This window comes from Streptomyces sp. 3330 (assembly GCF_031456635.1).
GTDB lineage: Bacteria > Actinomycetota > Actinomycetes > Streptomycetales > Streptomycetaceae > Streptomyces.
Window position 1 is genome coordinate 40,308 of sequence record NZ_JAVDVA010000018.1, and the last position, 16,013, is coordinate 56,320.

The following is a 16,013-nucleotide window of genomic DNA, read 5'->3' on the forward strand; positions in this document are numbered from 1 at the left end:
GTCACGGAAGTTGATCCGGTGAGCTGACTCACAGTCCGCGCGGGAGCCTGGTCGACAAATCAGGAAATGATGGAGCGAAGTAGGTGGCCGGAATTCGCTGCTACCTGCGGTAACGATGAACTGGCCTGGGACGACGGGGAGTTGGTTGATAACAGCCCGTCAGCTGCCTAGATTGCTCCGCCGTGTGCAACGAGCACCGCTCGGGTACGTCCGCCGGCCGCGCAGAGCCAGACACCGCGCAGCACCACCGCCGACGGACGGGCCGGGCGTGACGACCGCGTTCCCGCGCGGCCGGCACGCCCCGGCCAGGGGGAGCCCGGGTACGTAGAGAGGGATCTACATGTCCGAATGTGCCGATATCCACACCCGCACCTCGTCGCGCAAGACGGCGGTCCTCGCCGGGGCGATCCTGCTCGCCCCTCTCGGACTGCTCTCCGCGACCGGCAGCGCCACGGCCGCCGACAGCGGGGTGTGGGACCGCATCGCCCAGTGCGAGAGCGGCGGCAACTGGTCGATCAACACCGGCAACGGCTACTACGGCGGGCTGCAGTTCTCCGCCGGTACCTGGCGCGCGTACGGCGGCACCGCCTACGCGTCGACCGCCGACAAGGCCAGCAAGGCACAGCAGATCTCCGTCGCCACCAAGGTGCAGAACGCCCAGGGGTGGGGCGCGTGGCCGACCTGCTCGGCGCGCGCCGGAGCGTCCGGCAGCGCACCGGGGGCCGGATCGTCCTCGGCCGAGTCGAGCTCCGCCAGGTCCGGCTCCACGAAGTCCGGGTCCACGAAGTCCGGCAGTGCGAAGTCGGGCAGCTCGAACTCCGGCAGTTCGAACTCCTCGCGGTCGGGCGCCTCGCAGGCGCCGGAGCGCTCGACGGGCCAGACCTCCCGCGGCACGAGCCGTGGTGACTACACCGTCCGCGAGGGCGACACCCTCAGCACCATCGCGGCCCGCAACGGGCTGACCTGGCAGCGGGTCTACGCCGCCAACAGGGCCGTCGTCGGCGGCGACCCCGACCTGATCGTGCCCGGACAGCGCCTCACGCTCTGAGCCGTTCCGCCTCCGGGACACGGTGACCCCATCCGGCGGGACGGCCGGGTGGGGCCCCCGCCTCGTGAGACACACTGGGCGCATGCTGGAGACCTCCGCCCGACTGCTGCGCCTGCTGTCCCTGCTGCAGGCCCACCGCGAGTGGTCGGGCGCCCAACTCGCCGACCGGCTGGGAGTCACCTCCCGCACGGTGCGCCGGGACGTGGACCGACTGCGCGAGCTGGGCTATCCGGTCAACGCCAGCCCCGGCACCGGAGGCGGCTACCAGTTGGGCGCCGGCGCCGAGTTGCCGCCGCTGCTGCTGGACGACGACGAGGCCGTCGCCGTCGCGGTGGGGCTGCGGACCGCCGCCGGACAGGGCATCGAGGGCATCGGCGAGACCTCCGTACGGGCCCTGGCGAAGCTGGAGCAGGTGCTGCCGCACCGGCTGCGGCGCCGGGTGGGCGCCCTGAACGCGTTCACCGTGCCGATGCTGCGCGAACCGGGCTCCTCCGCCGTCGACCCGGCCGTCCTCACCGAGCTCGCCCACCTCTGCCGGGACGCCGAACGCCTGCGCTGCGACTACCGGGGGCACGACGGCACACAGACCCGCCGCACCGTCGAACCGCACCGCCTGGTGTGCACCGAGCGCCGCTGGTACCTGGTCGCCTGGGACCTCGACCGCGCCGACTGGCGGACGTTCCGGGTGGACCGTCTCACGCCGAGGCCACCGCACGGGCCGCGCTTCGCACCGCGCGAACCGCCCGCCGGGGACCTCGCCGCCTACGTCTCGCAGGGCGTCTCCACGCGCGCGTACGCCACCCGGGCCACCGTCCGGCTGTTCGTGCCGCAGGCCGAGGCCGCCGAACGGATCTCGCCGTCGGCCGGGACGCTGGAGCCCGACGGCGACCGGGCCTGTCTGCTGCGCACCGGCGCCGCGAGCCTCGACGTGATGGTGATCCACGTGATGATGACGGGCTTCGCGTTCGAGGTGCTGGAGCCGGTGGAACTGATCGAGGCGATCAGGACGGCCCGTGACCGGCTTGATGGCGCTTTGGCTCGGGCTGCGGCGTCTCGGCCGCGTACTGCGGATGGTTCAGGTCGAACGCCGGGGACTCCGAGCGGATCTTCGGCAGCGCCGTGAAGTTGTGCCGGGGCGGCGGGCAGGACGTCGCCCACTCCAGGGAACGGCCGAAGCCCCAGGGGTCGTCCACGCCGACCCTGGTGCCGTACCGCGCGGTCTTCCAGACGTTGTAGAGGAACGGCAGGGTGGAGAGGCCGAGCAGGAACGAGCCGATCGTGGAGACGGTGTTGAGCGCGGTGAACCCGTCGGCGGCGAGATAGTCGGCGTACCGGCGCGGCATCCCCTCGGCGCCCAGCCAGTGCTGCACGAGGAACGTGGTGTGGAAGCCGACGAACAGCGTCCAGAACTGGATCTTCCCCAGCCGCTCGTCGAGCAGCTTCCCGGTGAACTTCGGCCACCAGAAGTAGAAGCCGGCGAAGATCGCGAAGACGACCGTGCCGAAGACGACGTAGTGGAAGTGGGCGACCACGAAGTACGAGTCGGAGACGTGGAAGTCCATCGGCGGCGACGCCAGGATGACCCCGGTCAGGCCGCCGAACAGGAACGTCACCAGGAACCCGGTCGCCCACAGCATCGGGGTCTCGAAGGAGATCGAGCCCTTGATCATGGTCCCGGTCCAGTTGAAGAACTTCACGCCGGTGGGGACCGCGATCAGGAAGCTCAGGAGGGAGAAGAACGGCAGCAGCACCGCGCCGGTGACGAACATGTGGTGCGCCCACACCACGATCGACAGCCCGGTGATCGCCATCGTCGCGCCGACCAGCGTCAGGTAGCCGAAGATCGGCTTGCGGCTGAAGACCGGGATGATCTCCGTGATGATCCCGAAGAACGGCAGCGCGATGATGTAGACCTCGGGGTGCCCGAAGAACCAGAACAGGTGCTGCCACAGCAGCGCCCCGCCGTTGACCGCCTCGAACACCTGCGAGCCGAACCGCCGGTCCGCCTCCAGCACCAGCAGGGCGGCCGCCAGCACCGGGAACGCCATCAGGATCAGGATCGACGTGAAGAGCGTGTTCCAGGTGAAGATCGACATGCGGAACATCGTCATGCCGGGCGCGCGCATGCCGATGATCGTGGTGACGAAGTTGACCGCGCCGAGGATCGTGCCGAAGCCGGCCAGCGCCAGGCCCATGATCCACAGGTCGGGGCCGATCCCGGGGGAGTACCGCTCGCTGTTCAGCGGCGCGTAGGCGAACCAGCCGAACGCCGCCGGGCCGTCCGGTGTCAGCAGCGAGCCCAGCACGGTCAGCCCGCCGAACAGGAACAGCCAGTACGAGAGCATGTTCAGCCGGGGGAAGGCCACGTCCGGGGAGCCGATCTGGAGCGGCATCAGCTCGTTGGCGAAACCCGCGAAGGACGGGGTCGCGAACAGCAGCAGCATGATCGTGCCGTGCATCGTGAACAGTTGGTTGAACTGGTTGTTGTCGACGATCTGCATCCCCGGCCGGGCGAGTTCGGCCCGCATCAGCAGTGCCATGATCCCGCCGACGAGGAAGAAGACGAAGGACGTGATCAGGTAGAGGTGGCCGATCTTCTTGTGGTCGGTGGTGGTCAGCCAGTCGACGACCACCCGGCCCCGCCCGCTGCGCCGGGTGCCCGCGGTGCGTGCCGTCGCCACGGTCTGAGTCCCCATCACTCGCCCCTTCGTTCGCCCTGTCCCGGGCCCGCCGACGCCCCGGGTGCGTACGGAGGATGTGTGGGGGAGCCGTGTATTTCCTATGAGCGGTCAGCTCCCGCGATCCCGCACGGAATCGGAATGCGGTGGGGTCGGGGAACGGTTCTCCGTGTATTTTCCGCCGGGGTATTCGAGGCGGCCGGACGACACGCGGAAATGGCGTTCGAATTCGCGCGGAAGGTGCACGAAACCGTTCGTACGTGTGAGTGAGTTCGACCGAAACGCGTGTCGTGATCCTGTGACAGAAGTGTGACCGGAGTGATCCGTATCGCCGGTCCGGGGTTCCCGGGGCCCGGCCGGCCGCCTAGCGTGGCGGTATGGCACCGAATCCCGCTCCGCCAGCGGAGCCCCAGGACAATCCGGACGGATACGTCGGCCTCGAGGCCGCGCGGGCCGAGCGGCTCGCGCGCGAACGGGGGTGGTCGACGGTGCGTGAGCTGGCCCCCGGGACGATCGTCACCATGGAGTACCGCTTCGGGCGGCTGAACTTCGAGGTGCGCGACGGGCTCGTGACTCGGGCCTGGAAGGGCTGAGGCGTCCGGGGAGGCCGGACGGGCACGGCGAAGGCCCCGGTTCCCGTCGTCGGGAACCGGGGCCTTCGGGCGCGGAACCGGGTGGTGCGTACCGTGGTCCCGCCGTCGGGGGCGGTCAGCCGCCGGTGAGCGGGCGGGCCGCGGAGGTCGCGGCGCCGCGCGGCAGGCGGTCGGCGTGCGGTGGCCGGCGGCTGCCGACCGGGGTGACCGGCGTGCGCTCCGAGCGGGTCGTGTGCGGGCCCGGCGCCAGATAGACCGGCGCGCGCGGCGCACGGGCCGGTGGCGCCGGCTCCTGGAGCGCGGAGGCCTCCTCCGGGGCCGGTGCGCCCGAGGCGAACGGCACGGGCACGGCGACGGGCGCGGCCGGAGCCGGGGCGGGCGCGGGGGCCGTGCCGGCGCGGCGGTCGCGCCAGCGGTCGCGCAGATCGAAGATCGCGACCTCGGCGCGCGCGATCAGCGGCTCGCACCAGGGCAGCGCCAGCAGGATCAGCAGCCCCGCGGCCCAGCCGAGCACCACGTCGCTGAGCCAGTGCGTGCCGAGGTACACCGTGGCGAGGCCGACCCCGAGCGAGGTCACCGCGGAGAGCGCGGACAGCCAGCGGCGCGCTCTCGGCGTGGAGGCCAGATACGCCAGGATTCCCCAGGTCACGACCGCGTTGGCGGTATGGCCGCTGGGAAATATATCGCCGCCGAGACCCATCTCGTTCGAGCCGATGGTGGTCGCGTAGTGCGGCCCGAGCCGGCCCATGCCGAGCTTGGCGGCGCCGACGGTGAGGTTCAGCAGCAGCAGCGAGGCGCCGAGCGTGAGCAGCGGGCGCAGGGTGTGCTGCCGCCACGATCTCCAGCCCAGCCAGGCGGCGACCATCACGGCGGTCGGACCACGCTGGCCGAGGACCACGTAGTAGTCGACGAACCAGTGGATGCCCGACCACTGCTGGTACGGCCGGAAGAACATGACCAGCCAGTCGAGGCGGACCAGCCACGAGGTGATCACCACGAGCCACACGATCGCCAGATAGAAGGCCAGGGTCGCCAGGAACAGCGCGACCCTGTGCCTGCTCATCTTCGGCACATCGATGTGGGCCGGTCGTTCCGGCTCCCGGTCGAGCCTGGCGAACACCCGGTCCAGACGGGTGAGGTTTTGTTCGGTACGCACCTAAACGACGTTACAGCGAGTGAGCTCGGGACCCGGCCGATTCCGCGGGTTTGTGATGACGATGTGATGTGGGATTGCTCTCAGAAGGGCTCTTATTCCTATGGAATCGCTAATGGTCGAACAGTGTTCCCTTCAATTCCTTTGATCATTCCAAGAGATAGTTTTAGGGAACGTATGAAAGGGTTCACCGGAAAGCCGGAATCTCTTACGGCGGACCGCTGCCGTTCAGCCACCACGCGCCGTACACGGCCGACGCCGCCGCGAGGCACCCGACCACCAGCGCCGACCTGGACGTCCGCGGCGGGGCCAGGGCCTGCGCGAGCGGCAGCAGCAGCGGGAAGGCGGGCAGCAGCAGACGCGGCTTGGAGCCGAAGTAGCTCGACGCGCACAGGGCGAGCGCCAGGACCGTGCCCGTGTACACCAGCAGCGGAAGCGGCTGACGCCGGCGCACACAGACGACGTACAGCCACAGCAGCAGGGCGACGCCGGCGATCAGCCCGGCACCGGCGAGGGCCGACGGGAACGACGTGAACTTGTCGGCGACGAAGCGGGCGAAGGCGTAGCCGCCGTCGAAGCCGTTGCGCCAGCCCGCCTGGACGTGGAGGTAACCGAGCGGGCCCCGGCCGGTGCGGTGGCCGACCCACAGGACGTACCCGGCGGCGCCGAGCGGCGCGAGAAGCATGCCGAGGACCTGTGGCGCGACGCGGGCGGCGGCCGCCCCGGCCCCGCGCCCGGCACGGACGTCGCCGCCCGGCGCCCTCCGGTCGCGGACGAGGGACGCCACGCCCGCCGCCCACACCGCCGCGACCACCGCGAGCCCCACCGGGCGGGTCAGACCGGCCAGCGCCGCCAGCGCCCCCGCGGTCACCCACCGGCCGGTGAGCACCGCGTACAGCGACCAGGCGGCCAGCGCCGTGAACAGTGACTCGCTGTACGCCATCGACTGCACGATCCCGACCGGCAGGGCGGCCCACACCAGCACCGCGCAGACTCCGGCCCGCCGCCCGTACACCCGGTCGGCGACCGCGAAGACCCCCCAGGCCGCGGCGAGCGAGGCGAGCAGGGACACGAGGAAACCGGCGTCGGCGTACGACAGCGGGGTCACCGCGTGCAGCAGCCTTTCCAGCCACGGCAGCAGCGGGAAGAAGGCGAGGTCGGAGTGGACGTCGCCGTTCGGCAGACGGACCTCGTAGCCGTATCCCCGCTCGGCGACCCTGGTGTACCAGAGGGCGTCCCAGCGGGCGGTCAGGAGCGTGTACGCGCTCTTGTCGCGGGCGGCGCCCCACAGCACCAGGGCGAGCAGACCCAGGGCACGCACGGCCGCGTACCCCAGGAGGGCGGGGGCCGCCCGGCGCAGGGTCGCGGAGCCGGGGGGCGTCGCGCGTGTCTCAAGATCGGTCACGGGCTCGATTATCGACGGCCCGCCCGGCGCCCCGGTCCGCCGGGGCGACCGGACCGCTCCGGGAGACAGCCCCGGAGACAGCTCCCGAGGTAGCGCCGGGAGGGGTACGGGGGGTGGCCGGCGCATGGCACGGGAGTGGCGTACGCCACACGGGTTGCCCGGGGGTGGTGAGAGGTCCGCCACGTGGCCCTGGCGCGAACTCGCGTACGCTGCGTTCCACTCGTGTTCGTTTGCGCGGGCCGGAGACACCGCTCCTCTCCGGCCGAGCCGCGGGGAGTCCCCACCCCGTGAGCCCGCCGAACCGGGGGATCACCTGGGAGGTACGTACATGTCCGGGACGACCACGGCCGCCGCTGGGCTGCGCCGTCGGGCGGCCGGGGCCGGTGCCAACCGCTGGGTCGTCCTGGTGGTGCTGTGCGTCAGCCTGCTCCTGGTCGCCGTGGACGCGACCGTGCTGCATGTGGCGGTGCCCGCCGTCACCGAGGACCTGCGGCCCGGCGCCATCGAGCTGCTCTGGATCGTCGACACCTATCCACTGGTCTGCGCCTCGCTGCTGATCCTGTTCGGCACGCTCGGCGACAAGGTGGGCCGCAGACGGATCCTGCTGCTCGGCTACGCCCTGTTCGGCGTCGCCTCCGCGCTGGCGGCGTTCGCGGACAGCGCGCAGACGCTGATCGTGGCGCGTGCGCTGCTGGGCGTGGGCGGCGCGATGATCATGCCCGCGACGCTGTCGATCCTGCGGCAGGTGTTCCCCGACCGGCGCGAGCGGGCGCTCGCGATCGGCATCTGGAGCGCCGTGGCCGCGGTGGGCGCGGCGGTCGGCCCGCTCCTGGGCGGCTTCCTGCTCGAGCACTTCTGGTGGGGCTCGGTCTTCCTCGTCAACATCCCGCTGATGCTGGTCAGCCTGCCGGTGGGGCGGCTTCTGCTGCCCGAGTCGCGGGGTGCGGCGGACGGCCCCTGGGACGTGGTCGGCGCGCTGATGGCGGCGGCCGGCCTGTTCGGTGTCGTGCTGGGCGTGAAGCGGCTGGGCGGCGGCGAACTCGGGCTGTTCACGGTGGCGCCACTGCTGGTGGGGGCGCTGCTGATCGCGCTGTTCGTCCGCCGTCAGCGGCGTCGTCTGCACCCGCTGGTGGACCTCGGCATGTTCCGTCGTCCGGCGTTCAGCACGTCCGTCGGGTGCATCGTGCTGGCGATGCTGGCACTGGTCGGTCTCGAGCTGATCGCGGCACAGTATCTGCAGCTGGTGCTGGGGCTGTCTCCCCTGGAGACGGGCCTGCGGCTGCTGCCCCTGACCTTCGCCGCGATGGCGGCCGGACTGGCCGGGGCCCGGCTGCTCCGGCAGTTCGGGCCGCGCCGGATGGTGTGCGGCGGGTTCGTCCTCACGGCGCTGGCGGTGCTGACGCTGACCGCGATGGGCGGCTCGGACAACACGGGACTGCTCCTGTTCGGGTTCCTGCTGCTCGGCTTCGGCCTGGAGACGACCTTGTTCGCGGCGTACGAGTCGATGCTGAGCGAGGCGCCGCCGGACCAGGCGGGCGGGGCTGCGGCCATCGGCGAGACGTCGTACCAGCTGGGTGCGGGCATCGGGATCGCCCTGCTCGGAAGCGTGATGAACGCCGCGTACGCGCCGGGACTGAAGTCCGTTCCCGGGGTGCCGGCGTCGGCGTCGGACGCGGCGGGGCATTCGCTGGGCGAGGCGTACGAGGTCGCCGGGCAGCTGGGCGGGCCGGTCGGGAGCGCGCTGCGGCAGGTCGCGCGGGACAGCTTCGTGCACGGACTGCACGTCACGCTGCTGGTGAGTGCCGGGTTGCTGCTGCTGGGGGCCGTGATGGCCGTGCGCCTGCCGCGGGTCATGCAGTGCGAGGCGCCGCCGGCGGAGGTGGAGCTTCCCTCGCCCCGGGAGGTCGCGCAGACCCGCGTCTCCGCCTGAGCGCCGCTCTTCCCGCGCGCTGGCCGGTTGCCGTCGATCCGGGGGCGGGCGTTTCCTGGGGGGACGCCGCGCTCGCGGCGCGCGCCCGTACTGGACGTGCGGGACGACGCGTCGTAACGTCTCGGGCGATGGTGTGACTAGCGGTGCTAGTTTTTCGGAGGCTCTCTCATGTCCGCGTCCTCGACGTTGCCGCCCTTCGACCCCGCCGACCCGCTGGGGATCGACGATCTGCTGGAGCCGGAGGATCTCGCGATCCGCGACACCGTGCGGATCTGGGCCGCGGACCGGGTGCTGCCCCGGGTCGCCGACTGGTACGAGCGCGGGGAGCTGCCGGAGATCCGGGAGCTGGCGCGCGAGCTCGGCGCCATCGGGGCGCTCGGGATGTCGCTCAGCGGCTACGGGTGCGCCGGCGCCAGCGCCGTGCAGTACGGCCTCGCCTGTCTCGAACTGGAGGCCGCCGACTCCGGCATCCGGTCCCTCGTCTCCGTGCAGGGCTCCCTCGCCATGTACGCCCTGCACCGCTTCGGCAGCGAGGAGCAGAAGCAGACCTGGCTGCCGGGGATGGCTGCGGGCGAGATCATCGGGTGCTTCGGGCTCACCGAACCCGATCACGGCTCCGACCCGGCCGGCATGCGCACCTACGCCAAGCGGGACGGCTCCGACTGGGTGCTCAACGGCCGCAAGATGTGGATCACCAACGGCACCGTCGCCGGGGTCGCCGTCGTCTGGGCGCAGAGCGACGACGGGATCCGCGGCTTCGTGGTGCCCGCGGGCACCCCGGGCTTCTCCGCGCCCGAGATCAAGCACAAGTGGTCGCTGCGGGCCAGCGTGACCAGCGAGCTGGTGCTCGACGACGTGCGGCTGCCCGCCGACGCCGTCCTGCCCGAGGTCACCGGACTGCGCGGACCGCTCAGCTGCCTGTCCCACGCGCGCTACGGCATCGTGTGGGGGGCGATGGGCGCGGCCCGCTCCTGCTTCGAGACCGCCGTCGAGTACGCGAAGACCCGCGAGCAGTTCGGGCGGCCCATCGGGGGCTTCCAGCTCACCCAGGCCAAGCTCGCCGACATGGCGGTCGAGCTGCACAAGGGGATTCTGCTCGCCCATCACTTGGGGCGGCGCATGGACGCCGGCCGCCTGCGCCCCGAGCAGGTCAGCTTCGGCAAGCTCAACAACGTACGGGAGGCGATCGAGATCTGCCGGACCGCCCGCACCGTCCTCGGCGCGAACGGGATCTCGCTCGAATACCCCGTCATGCGGCACGCGACGAACCTCGAGTCGGTGCTCACCTACGAGGGCACCGTCGAGATGCACCAGCTCGTGCTGGGCAAGGCGCTCACCGGACTCGACGCCTTCCGCTGACCCGGCCGGGGGCCGGGGCAGGGCCGGTGAGCGGCCCTGCCTCAGCTCTGGTTGAAGAAACCGTCCGTCCGGTGCGCGGACGGATCTCCGTTGACGATCTCCGTGTTGGCGGGGGACAGCAGGAACACCCGGGTGGACACCCGCTCGATCGAACCCCGCAGGCCGAAGATCAGCCCGGCCGCGAAGTCGACGACGCGCTTGGCGTCCCCGGCCTCCATGGCCGTGAGGTTCATGATGACCGGCACGCCCTCGCGGAACAGTTCACCGATCGCCCGCGCGTCCCGGAAGCTGTCCGGGGTGACGGTGCCGATCCGGCGGCCCTTCTCCTCGGCCGTGTCCGTCGCCACCTTCACGCGGGGGTCGGTGACCCAGGCGTCGCCGGAGTCGGTCCCCTCGGAATAGTCGTCGTCGTAGTAACGCTCGTCATCGTTGTCGTCGACGAGGCCAAGCCAGGCACTCGCCTTGCGCACCGATCCCATGGACGCCTCCTCTCACAGCGGTCTTTCTGCTTTCCGCATTCCCCATGGTCGTCCATGATGCGGATGTCGCGCCAAGTGGATAGACGCCGCGCGGGGGGTTTGTGACGGTACTGGTGCACAGCGAATACGTCGAGAGCCCGCGTCTCCCAAGGGTCGTACCGCATACGGCTGCTGACTGTGAGTGAAATATGATTCTTCATGGCGAATGAGTGACGCACGGGGCGTCCGGGTGAACCGGGTGCCCCCGATCCGGCATGACAATCGGTCGATAGCATGCGCAACTCAATGTCCCAAGGGTGACGGGGGTTGCCGTGTTCGGAATGGTCAGGCCATGCAGTCATCGGCTCGGAGAGGGCCTCAAGGCCCAGTGGATGGCCCACCTGTGCGGGCTGTGTCTCGCGCTGCGCGGCGACCACGGGCAGTTCGCGCGGGTCGTCACCAACTACGACGGCCTGCTCATATCGGTTCTGACGGAGGCTCAGGCCCCCCGGGGCACGGCCGGCGGAGGGCGGCGGACGGCGGGACCGTGCCCGCTGCGCGGGATGCGGACCGCGTCCGTCGCGCGGGGTGAGGGCGCCCGGCTCGCGGCCGCCGTCTCGCTGGTGCTCGCCTCGGCCAAGGTGCGCGACCACGTCGCCGACGGGGACGGGCTGCTGGCGCGGCGGCCCGTCGCCGTCGCCGCGCGCAGGGTCGCCGCGAGCTGGGGCCGGGCCGGGGAACGCGGCGGGGCCGCCGTCGGGTTCGACACCGCCGTCCTCGTCGACGCCGTGGACCGCCAGGTCGGCATCGAGGCGCTCGCCGGGCCCGGCACCTCGCTGACGGCCGTCACCGAGCCGACCGAGACGGCGACCGCGGCCGCCTTCGCGCACACCGCGGTGCTGGCGGGCCGGCCGGGCAACGCGGCCCCGCTCGCCGAGGCCGGCCGTCTCTTCGGGCGGCTGGCGCATCTGCTGGACGCGGTCGAGGACCGCGAGGCCGACGCGGCGGCCGGCGCCTGGAACCCGCTGACGGCCACCGGCACCCCGCTCGCCGAGGCCCGACGGCTCGCCGACGACGCCCTGCACGGCATCCGGCTCGCGCTGCGCGACGTCGAGTTCGCGGACGGCAGGCTCGCGCACCTCCTGCTGGCGCACGAGCTGGAACGGTCGGTCGACCGGGCGTTCGGGACGCAGTCGTGTCGGAACGCGCCCTCGCCGGAGGGTTCCTTCGGGCCGCCGACCGGCCCGTACGCCCCTCGGGGGCCGGTGGACCCGCACGCGCCCGGCAACCCCTACGCGCCCGGCGCCCCCGGCGGCGGCAACCCCTTCGGCGGTGAGCCGCCGCGCCCCGGGAAGCGCGGCTTCTGGGCCGGATGCGCGGTCGCGATCGGGCTGTGCTGCACCTGCCAGGTGTGCTGTGCCGACGAGTTCGAGGGGCCCTGGTCGCGGAAGAAGCGGGAGGGCTGGTGCAGCGACGGCTGTGACGGCTGCGACTGCTGCGACGGGTGTGAGTGCTGCCAGTGCTGTGAGTGCTGCTCCTGCGACTGCTGACGCGGCGTCACCGTCTCGGCTCGCGGCGCCCGGTGCGGGGGCGCCGCGGTGAGCGGCGGGCGTCTCCGGGCCGCATCTCCGGTCGAGGACGCGGACGGCGCGGGGCCGTCCATGGGACCGGCGGCCGGGCCGTTCGCATACGGCCACCCGGGGCCGCCGGGTGGCCACGAGGACCACCGTTGCGAGCGCTCCCGATCGAGGAGCGCTTCCCGGCCGTCGACTGCTTCGAGGCCCGGGGCGCGCCGTTCGTCCTCACGGCGAATCGCTTCGGCGGGGCCGAACGCCTCGAACCGGAGGAGGTGCGGGCGGCGTCAGGGCGGAGCGCCGAGGTGCCCGTGCTGGAGTGCGACGCGCGCGAAGGCGGTTCCGTACGAGATGTGCTGGGGGCGTTGATGGAACGGGTCGTCGGGCCTCGCACCGCTCCGGGCCGCAGCACGGTCGGGGCGCTGACCGCCGTCGGGCAGGCGTGAGACGCGGAGGAAACGGTGGAAAAGGCGCGTACCGAGGGGAGAGCGCGGAGGTGAAGGCGGAGCGGCGTGAGAGGAGAACGCGAAGAGGGCGCCCCGGAAGCGGGGGCCGCAGTGGGTCAGCTCAACAGGAACAGGACCACACGCGACCGAAGTCGATGTGGGAGCGGGTGACCAGACACTGCTGCGGATGCATGGGCCAAGTGGAACAGGTCTCCGGTTACGCGTCAACCGACTTGAGATGTACGGCTCACAGTGTGGACGGCCTTGACAGTGAGCCGAAACGCCCACGTACTCTCGCTGCACGGCCCTGCTGAGGGGCTCGGCCGTATCTGCGCCGCGCGGCGCGCCCCATCCGGTGTGTGAAGGCACCTACCCGTGTTCCCTTCCCGTTGTCACGGAGCCTTCGCATGCCTTCCGAAACCCTCGACCCCGAAGCGCCCGCCACCCTCGTGATCGTCGGGGCCGGGCCGCGGGGGACCGGTCTCATCGAGCGGATCGCCGCCAACGCACCCGAGCTGTACGCCGGTTCGGGGCTCGAGATCCATCTCGTCGACCCGCATCCGCCGGGCGCCGGACGCATCTGGCGCGCCGCCCAGTCGCCGCTGCTGTGGATGAACTCGCACGCCGAGGACGTCACCATGTTCACCGACGAGACGGTGGAGATGGCCGGGCCGGTGCGGCCCGGCCCGACCCTGCACGAGTGGGCGGGCATCGACGGACGCACCTTCGCCGACCGCCGGCTCCAGGGCGCCTATCTGCGCTGGGTGCACGAGCAGGCGGTCGCCGCCCTGCCACCGCAGATCACCGTCCACCACCATCCGGCGCGCGCGCTGCGGGTGAGCGGTCCCCGCACGGGACGCCAGCAGGTCCGGCTGGAGGGCCGGGACCAGCCCCTCTCCGCCGATCTCGTGGTCCTCGCGCTCGGCCATCTGGACGCCGAACTCGACGAGGAGCAGCGTGAACTGGCGGCCCACGCGGAGCGGCACGGGCTCGTCCACCTGCCGCCGGACTTCACGGCCGACACCGACCTGTCCGCACTGCCGGCCGGCGAACCCGTGCTGGTGCGGGGTTTCGGACTCGCCTTCGTCGACCTGATGGTGCTCCTCACCGAGGGACGCGGCGGTCGGTACGAGGGGGACTCCTATGTGCCCTCGGGGCGGGAACCGGTGCTGTACGTCGGCTCGCGGCGCGGTGTGCCGTACCACTCGAAGATCGGCTACGACTGGACCGGCGAGCGGCCGCCGCTGCCCCGGTTCCTCGGGCCCGCCGAGATCGACGGGCTGCTCGCGCGGCCCGGGGGTTTCGACTTCCGGCGCGATGTGTGGCCGCTGGTGGAGAAGGAGCTGGGCTTCGCCCACTACCACCGCCTGTTCACGGTGCACGCCGAGCGGACCGCGATGGCCTGGGCCGACTTCGAGGAGAAGTACGGGGCCGCGTCCGGGGGCGCCGAACGGGAGGCGCTGGTGGCGTCCGCCGTGCCCGACCCGCGGGACCGGCTCGACCTGGCCGCCCTCGACCGGCCGTTGGACGGGGTGACGTACGGGTCCTTCGAGGAGTTCCAGGAGGGGCTGCGCGGCTATGTGGAGGACGACCTGAGCCGCCGTCACGACGCCGCGCACAGCACCGACCTGGCCGTGTTCCTGGGGCTGCTCTCCGTCTACGGGCAACTGGTCCGGCTCGGCGACATCGGCTCCTGGTGGCACGGCTTCTTCAGCTGCCTCGCCTCCGGACCGCCCGGCCCCCGGCTCAGACAGCTGCTCGCGCTGTCCCGGGCCGGGGTGCTCAGGTTCCTCGGCGCCGACATGGCCGTACAGGCGCGAGGCGGGGTGTTCCGGGCGTCGAGCGCCTCCGTGCCGGGCTTCTCGGTCGAGGCGCGGGCCCTGGTGGAGGCCCGGCTGCCGGAGCCGACGCTCCGCCGCGCCCTCGACCCGCTGCTGCGGGACCTGCACGCCGACGGCGCGGGCGGGACTCCCGACGGGCTGCTGCGGGTGGACCGCGCCGACGGGCGGGTCCTGGACCGGGCCGGCCGGCCGCACCCCCGGCGCTTCGCGCTCGGACCGCACACCGACGGCCGTACGCCGGGCGCCTTCACCCGGCCGCGCACCGGCGGCCCCGCGTTCCGCCAGAACGACGCCACCGCCCGGGCCGCCCTGGTGTTCCTGCGGGATCTGGGCGCCGATGCCGTCGGGTGAACCGCTCCCCTTCGAAGCGTCACGGAAGAAAGGGTTCTCCCCCATGACCTCATCGCAGGGCCGGGGCCTGCTGCACCTGGCGGCGGCCGTCGATCGGCCGGGGGTGTACGACGCCGGCCCGTACGTCGAGCTGGCGCGGCTCGCCGAGCGGGGCGGCCTCGACTTCGTGACGCTGGACGATGCCTTCGCCCGGCCCGGGCCCGACGCGTCGGCCGTGCTGGCCCGGGTGGCGCCCGCCACGCACCGCGTCGGACTGGTGCCCACCCTCACCACCGCCCATACCGAGCCCTTCCACCTCCAGGCCGCGGTCGCCACGCTCGACCGGGTCAGCAGGGGCCGGGCCGGCTGGCGGATCGACGTCTCCAGCACGGAGGGGGAGGCCCGCCTCCTCGGCCGCAGGCACTCCGCCCCGCCGGCTGCGCTGTGGCAGGAGGCCGGTGAAGTCGCCGACGCGGCGGCGAAGCTGTGGGACCGCTGGGAGGACGGCGCCGCGGTGCGGGACGCGCCGACCGGCCGTTTCCTCGACCGCGGCAAGCTGCACCAGGTCGACGTCACCGGCGCGGCCTTCTCGGTGCGCGGCCCCGCCCCGGCGCCCAGACCTCCGCAGGGACACCCGGTGCGCGTGGTCGACGCCACCGAGGGACACGCCGGGCCCACCGCCGCCCGGTACGCGGACGTGGCCCTCGTGCGCGCGGCCAGTCCCGCGCAGGCCCGCACCGTCCGGGACCGGCTGCGGGCCGACGCGGCCGCGGCGGGGCGCGACCCGGACTCCCTGCTCGTCCTCGTGAGTCTGCTGATCGACCTCGGGGACGGCGAGCACGCCGCCGCACCCGGCCACGGCGGAGGCGGCCCCCGGCAGACGCCTCAGGGCCCGCTCTACCGGGGCGGCCCCGTCGACCTCGCCGACCTGATCGCCTCCTGGCACAAGGACGGCGCCGCCGACGGCTTCCACCTCGTCCCGGTCGAACCGCTCCGCGATCTGGAGCGGCTGGTCAACGGCACGGTCGCGCTGCTCCAGCACCGTGGTCTGTTCCGCACCTTCTATCCGGGCAGCACGCTCCGCGAGCACCTGGGGCTGGCCCGGCCCGCCGGCCGGTACGCGGAGGGAACGGCATGAGCGGACGGGATCCCCACGGCCACCGGCCGCCCGGCCGGCACTGTCACCTGGCCGCGTCCT

At 72.4% G+C, this 16,013-nt stretch carries 12 protein-coding genes and 1 pseudogene; 9 read left to right on the top strand and 4 right to left on the bottom strand.

What is annotated here, in order from left to right:
- The first annotated feature begins 340 nt into the window (after positions 1–340).
- The gene (locus J2X68_RS27140) at positions 341–1,048 is read left to right on the top strand and encodes a transglycosylase family protein (RefSeq protein ID WP_310435195.1); all 708 of its coding nucleotides are present in this window, start codon (positions 341–343) and stop codon (positions 1,046–1,048) included.
- Between the two features lie 82 nt (positions 1,049–1,130).
- Entirely contained in the window at positions 1,131–2,171 is a 1,041-nt protein-coding gene (locus J2X68_RS27145) for a YafY family protein (RefSeq protein ID WP_310435196.1), read from the top strand.
- Positions 2,172–2,211: 40 nt separating this feature from the next.
- On the opposite strand, the pseudogene J2X68_RS27150 reads toward J2X68_RS27145, so the two are convergent.
- A pseudogene (locus J2X68_RS27150) lies at positions 2,212–3,744 on the bottom strand (cbb3-type cytochrome c oxidase subunit I); the annotation flags it as partial.
- Between the two features lie 359 nt (positions 3,745–4,103).
- Here J2X68_RS27150 and J2X68_RS27155 point away from each other — a divergent pair.
- Positions 4,104–4,319 (top strand): I78 family peptidase inhibitor, encoded by a 216-nt coding sequence (locus J2X68_RS27155; RefSeq protein WP_310435197.1) that lies wholly within the window; start codon positions 4,104–4,106, stop codon positions 4,317–4,319.
- Positions 4,320–4,434: 115 nt separating this feature from the next.
- On the opposite strand, the gene J2X68_RS27160 is transcribed toward J2X68_RS27155, so the two are convergent.
- The gene (locus J2X68_RS27160; protein WP_310435198.1) at positions 4,435–5,475 is read right to left on the bottom strand and encodes a phosphatase PAP2 family protein; all 1,041 of its coding nucleotides are present in this window, start codon (positions 5,473–5,475) and stop codon (positions 4,435–4,437) included.
- 205 nt (positions 5,476–5,680) lie between these two features.
- Positions 5,681–6,877, bottom strand: a complete 1,197-nt coding sequence (locus tag J2X68_RS27165) for a glycosyltransferase family 39 protein (RefSeq protein WP_310435199.1) — start codon at positions 6,875–6,877, stop codon at positions 5,681–5,683.
- A gap of 328 nt (positions 6,878–7,205) precedes the next feature.
- Here J2X68_RS27165 and J2X68_RS27170 point away from each other — a divergent pair, with 328 nt between their 5' ends.
- Positions 7,206–8,807 (top strand): MFS transporter, encoded by a 1,602-nt coding sequence (locus J2X68_RS27170; RefSeq protein WP_310435200.1) that lies wholly within the window; start codon positions 7,206–7,208, stop codon positions 8,805–8,807.
- 168 nt (positions 8,808–8,975) lie between these two features.
- Complete coding sequence (locus J2X68_RS27175) at positions 8,976–10,166, top strand: acyl-CoA dehydrogenase family protein (protein WP_310435201.1); 1,191 nt, start codon at positions 8,976–8,978, stop codon at positions 10,164–10,166.
- A gap of 41 nt (positions 10,167–10,207) precedes the next feature.
- On the opposite strand, the gene J2X68_RS27180 is transcribed toward J2X68_RS27175, so the two are convergent.
- Positions 10,208–10,645, bottom strand: coding sequence for a cell division protein SepF (locus J2X68_RS27180; protein ID WP_310435202.1), 438 nt, complete (start codon positions 10,643–10,645; stop codon positions 10,208–10,210).
- Positions 10,646–10,956: 311 nt separating this feature from the next.
- On the opposite strand from J2X68_RS27180, the gene J2X68_RS27185 reads away from it, so the two are divergent.
- The 4 genes from J2X68_RS27185 (at position 10,957) to J2X68_RS27200 (ending at position 15,953) form a co-directional block, all read left to right on the top strand.
- Positions 10,957–12,174 carry a DUF5685 family protein gene (locus tag J2X68_RS27185; RefSeq protein ID WP_310435203.1) on the top strand — a complete coding sequence of 406 codons (1,218 nt, stop codon included), beginning with the start codon at positions 10,957–10,959 and terminating at the stop codon, positions 12,172–12,174.
- Between the two features lie 179 nt (positions 12,175–12,353).
- The gene (locus J2X68_RS27190) at positions 12,354–12,644 is read left to right on the top strand and encodes a hypothetical protein (RefSeq protein WP_310435204.1); all 291 of its coding nucleotides are present in this window, start codon (positions 12,354–12,356) and stop codon (positions 12,642–12,644) included.
- Positions 12,645–13,051: 407 nt separating this feature from the next.
- Positions 13,052–14,836 carry an FAD/NAD(P)-binding protein gene (locus J2X68_RS27195; RefSeq protein WP_310435205.1) on the top strand — a complete coding sequence of 595 codons (1,785 nt, stop codon included), beginning with the start codon at positions 13,052–13,054 and terminating at the stop codon, positions 14,834–14,836.
- 43 nt (positions 14,837–14,879) lie between these two features.
- Positions 14,880–15,953 carry an LLM class flavin-dependent oxidoreductase gene (locus J2X68_RS27200; protein WP_310435206.1) on the top strand — a complete coding sequence of 358 codons (1,074 nt, stop codon included), beginning with the start codon at positions 14,880–14,882 and terminating at the stop codon, positions 15,951–15,953.
- Positions 15,954–16,013: the final 60 nt, after the last annotated feature.

Coding starts and splice junctions, on each gene's coding strand:
- J2X68_RS27200 (WP_310435206.1), top strand. CDS start 14,880: ATGACCTCATCGCAGGGCCGGGGCCTGCTGCACCTGGCGGCGGCCGTC.
- J2X68_RS27175 (WP_310435201.1), top strand. CDS start 8,976: ATGTCCGCGTCCTCGACGTTGCCGCCCTTCGACCCCGCCGACCCGCTG.
- J2X68_RS27195 (WP_310435205.1), top strand. CDS start 13,052: ATGCCTTCCGAAACCCTCGACCCCGAAGCGCCCGCCACCCTCGTGATC.
- J2X68_RS27145 (WP_310435196.1), top strand. CDS start 1,131: ATGCTGGAGACCTCCGCCCGACTGCTGCGCCTGCTGTCCCTGCTGCAG.
- J2X68_RS27155 (WP_310435197.1), top strand. CDS start 4,104: ATGGCACCGAATCCCGCTCCGCCAGCGGAGCCCCAGGACAATCCGGAC.
- J2X68_RS27180 (WP_310435202.1), bottom strand. CDS start 10,645: ATGGGATCGGTGCGCAAGGCGAGTGCCTGGCTTGGCCTCGTCGACGAC.
- J2X68_RS27170 (WP_310435200.1), top strand. CDS start 7,206: ATGTCCGGGACGACCACGGCCGCCGCTGGGCTGCGCCGTCGGGCGGCC.
- J2X68_RS27140 (WP_310435195.1), top strand. CDS start 341: ATGTCCGAATGTGCCGATATCCACACCCGCACCTCGTCGCGCAAGACG.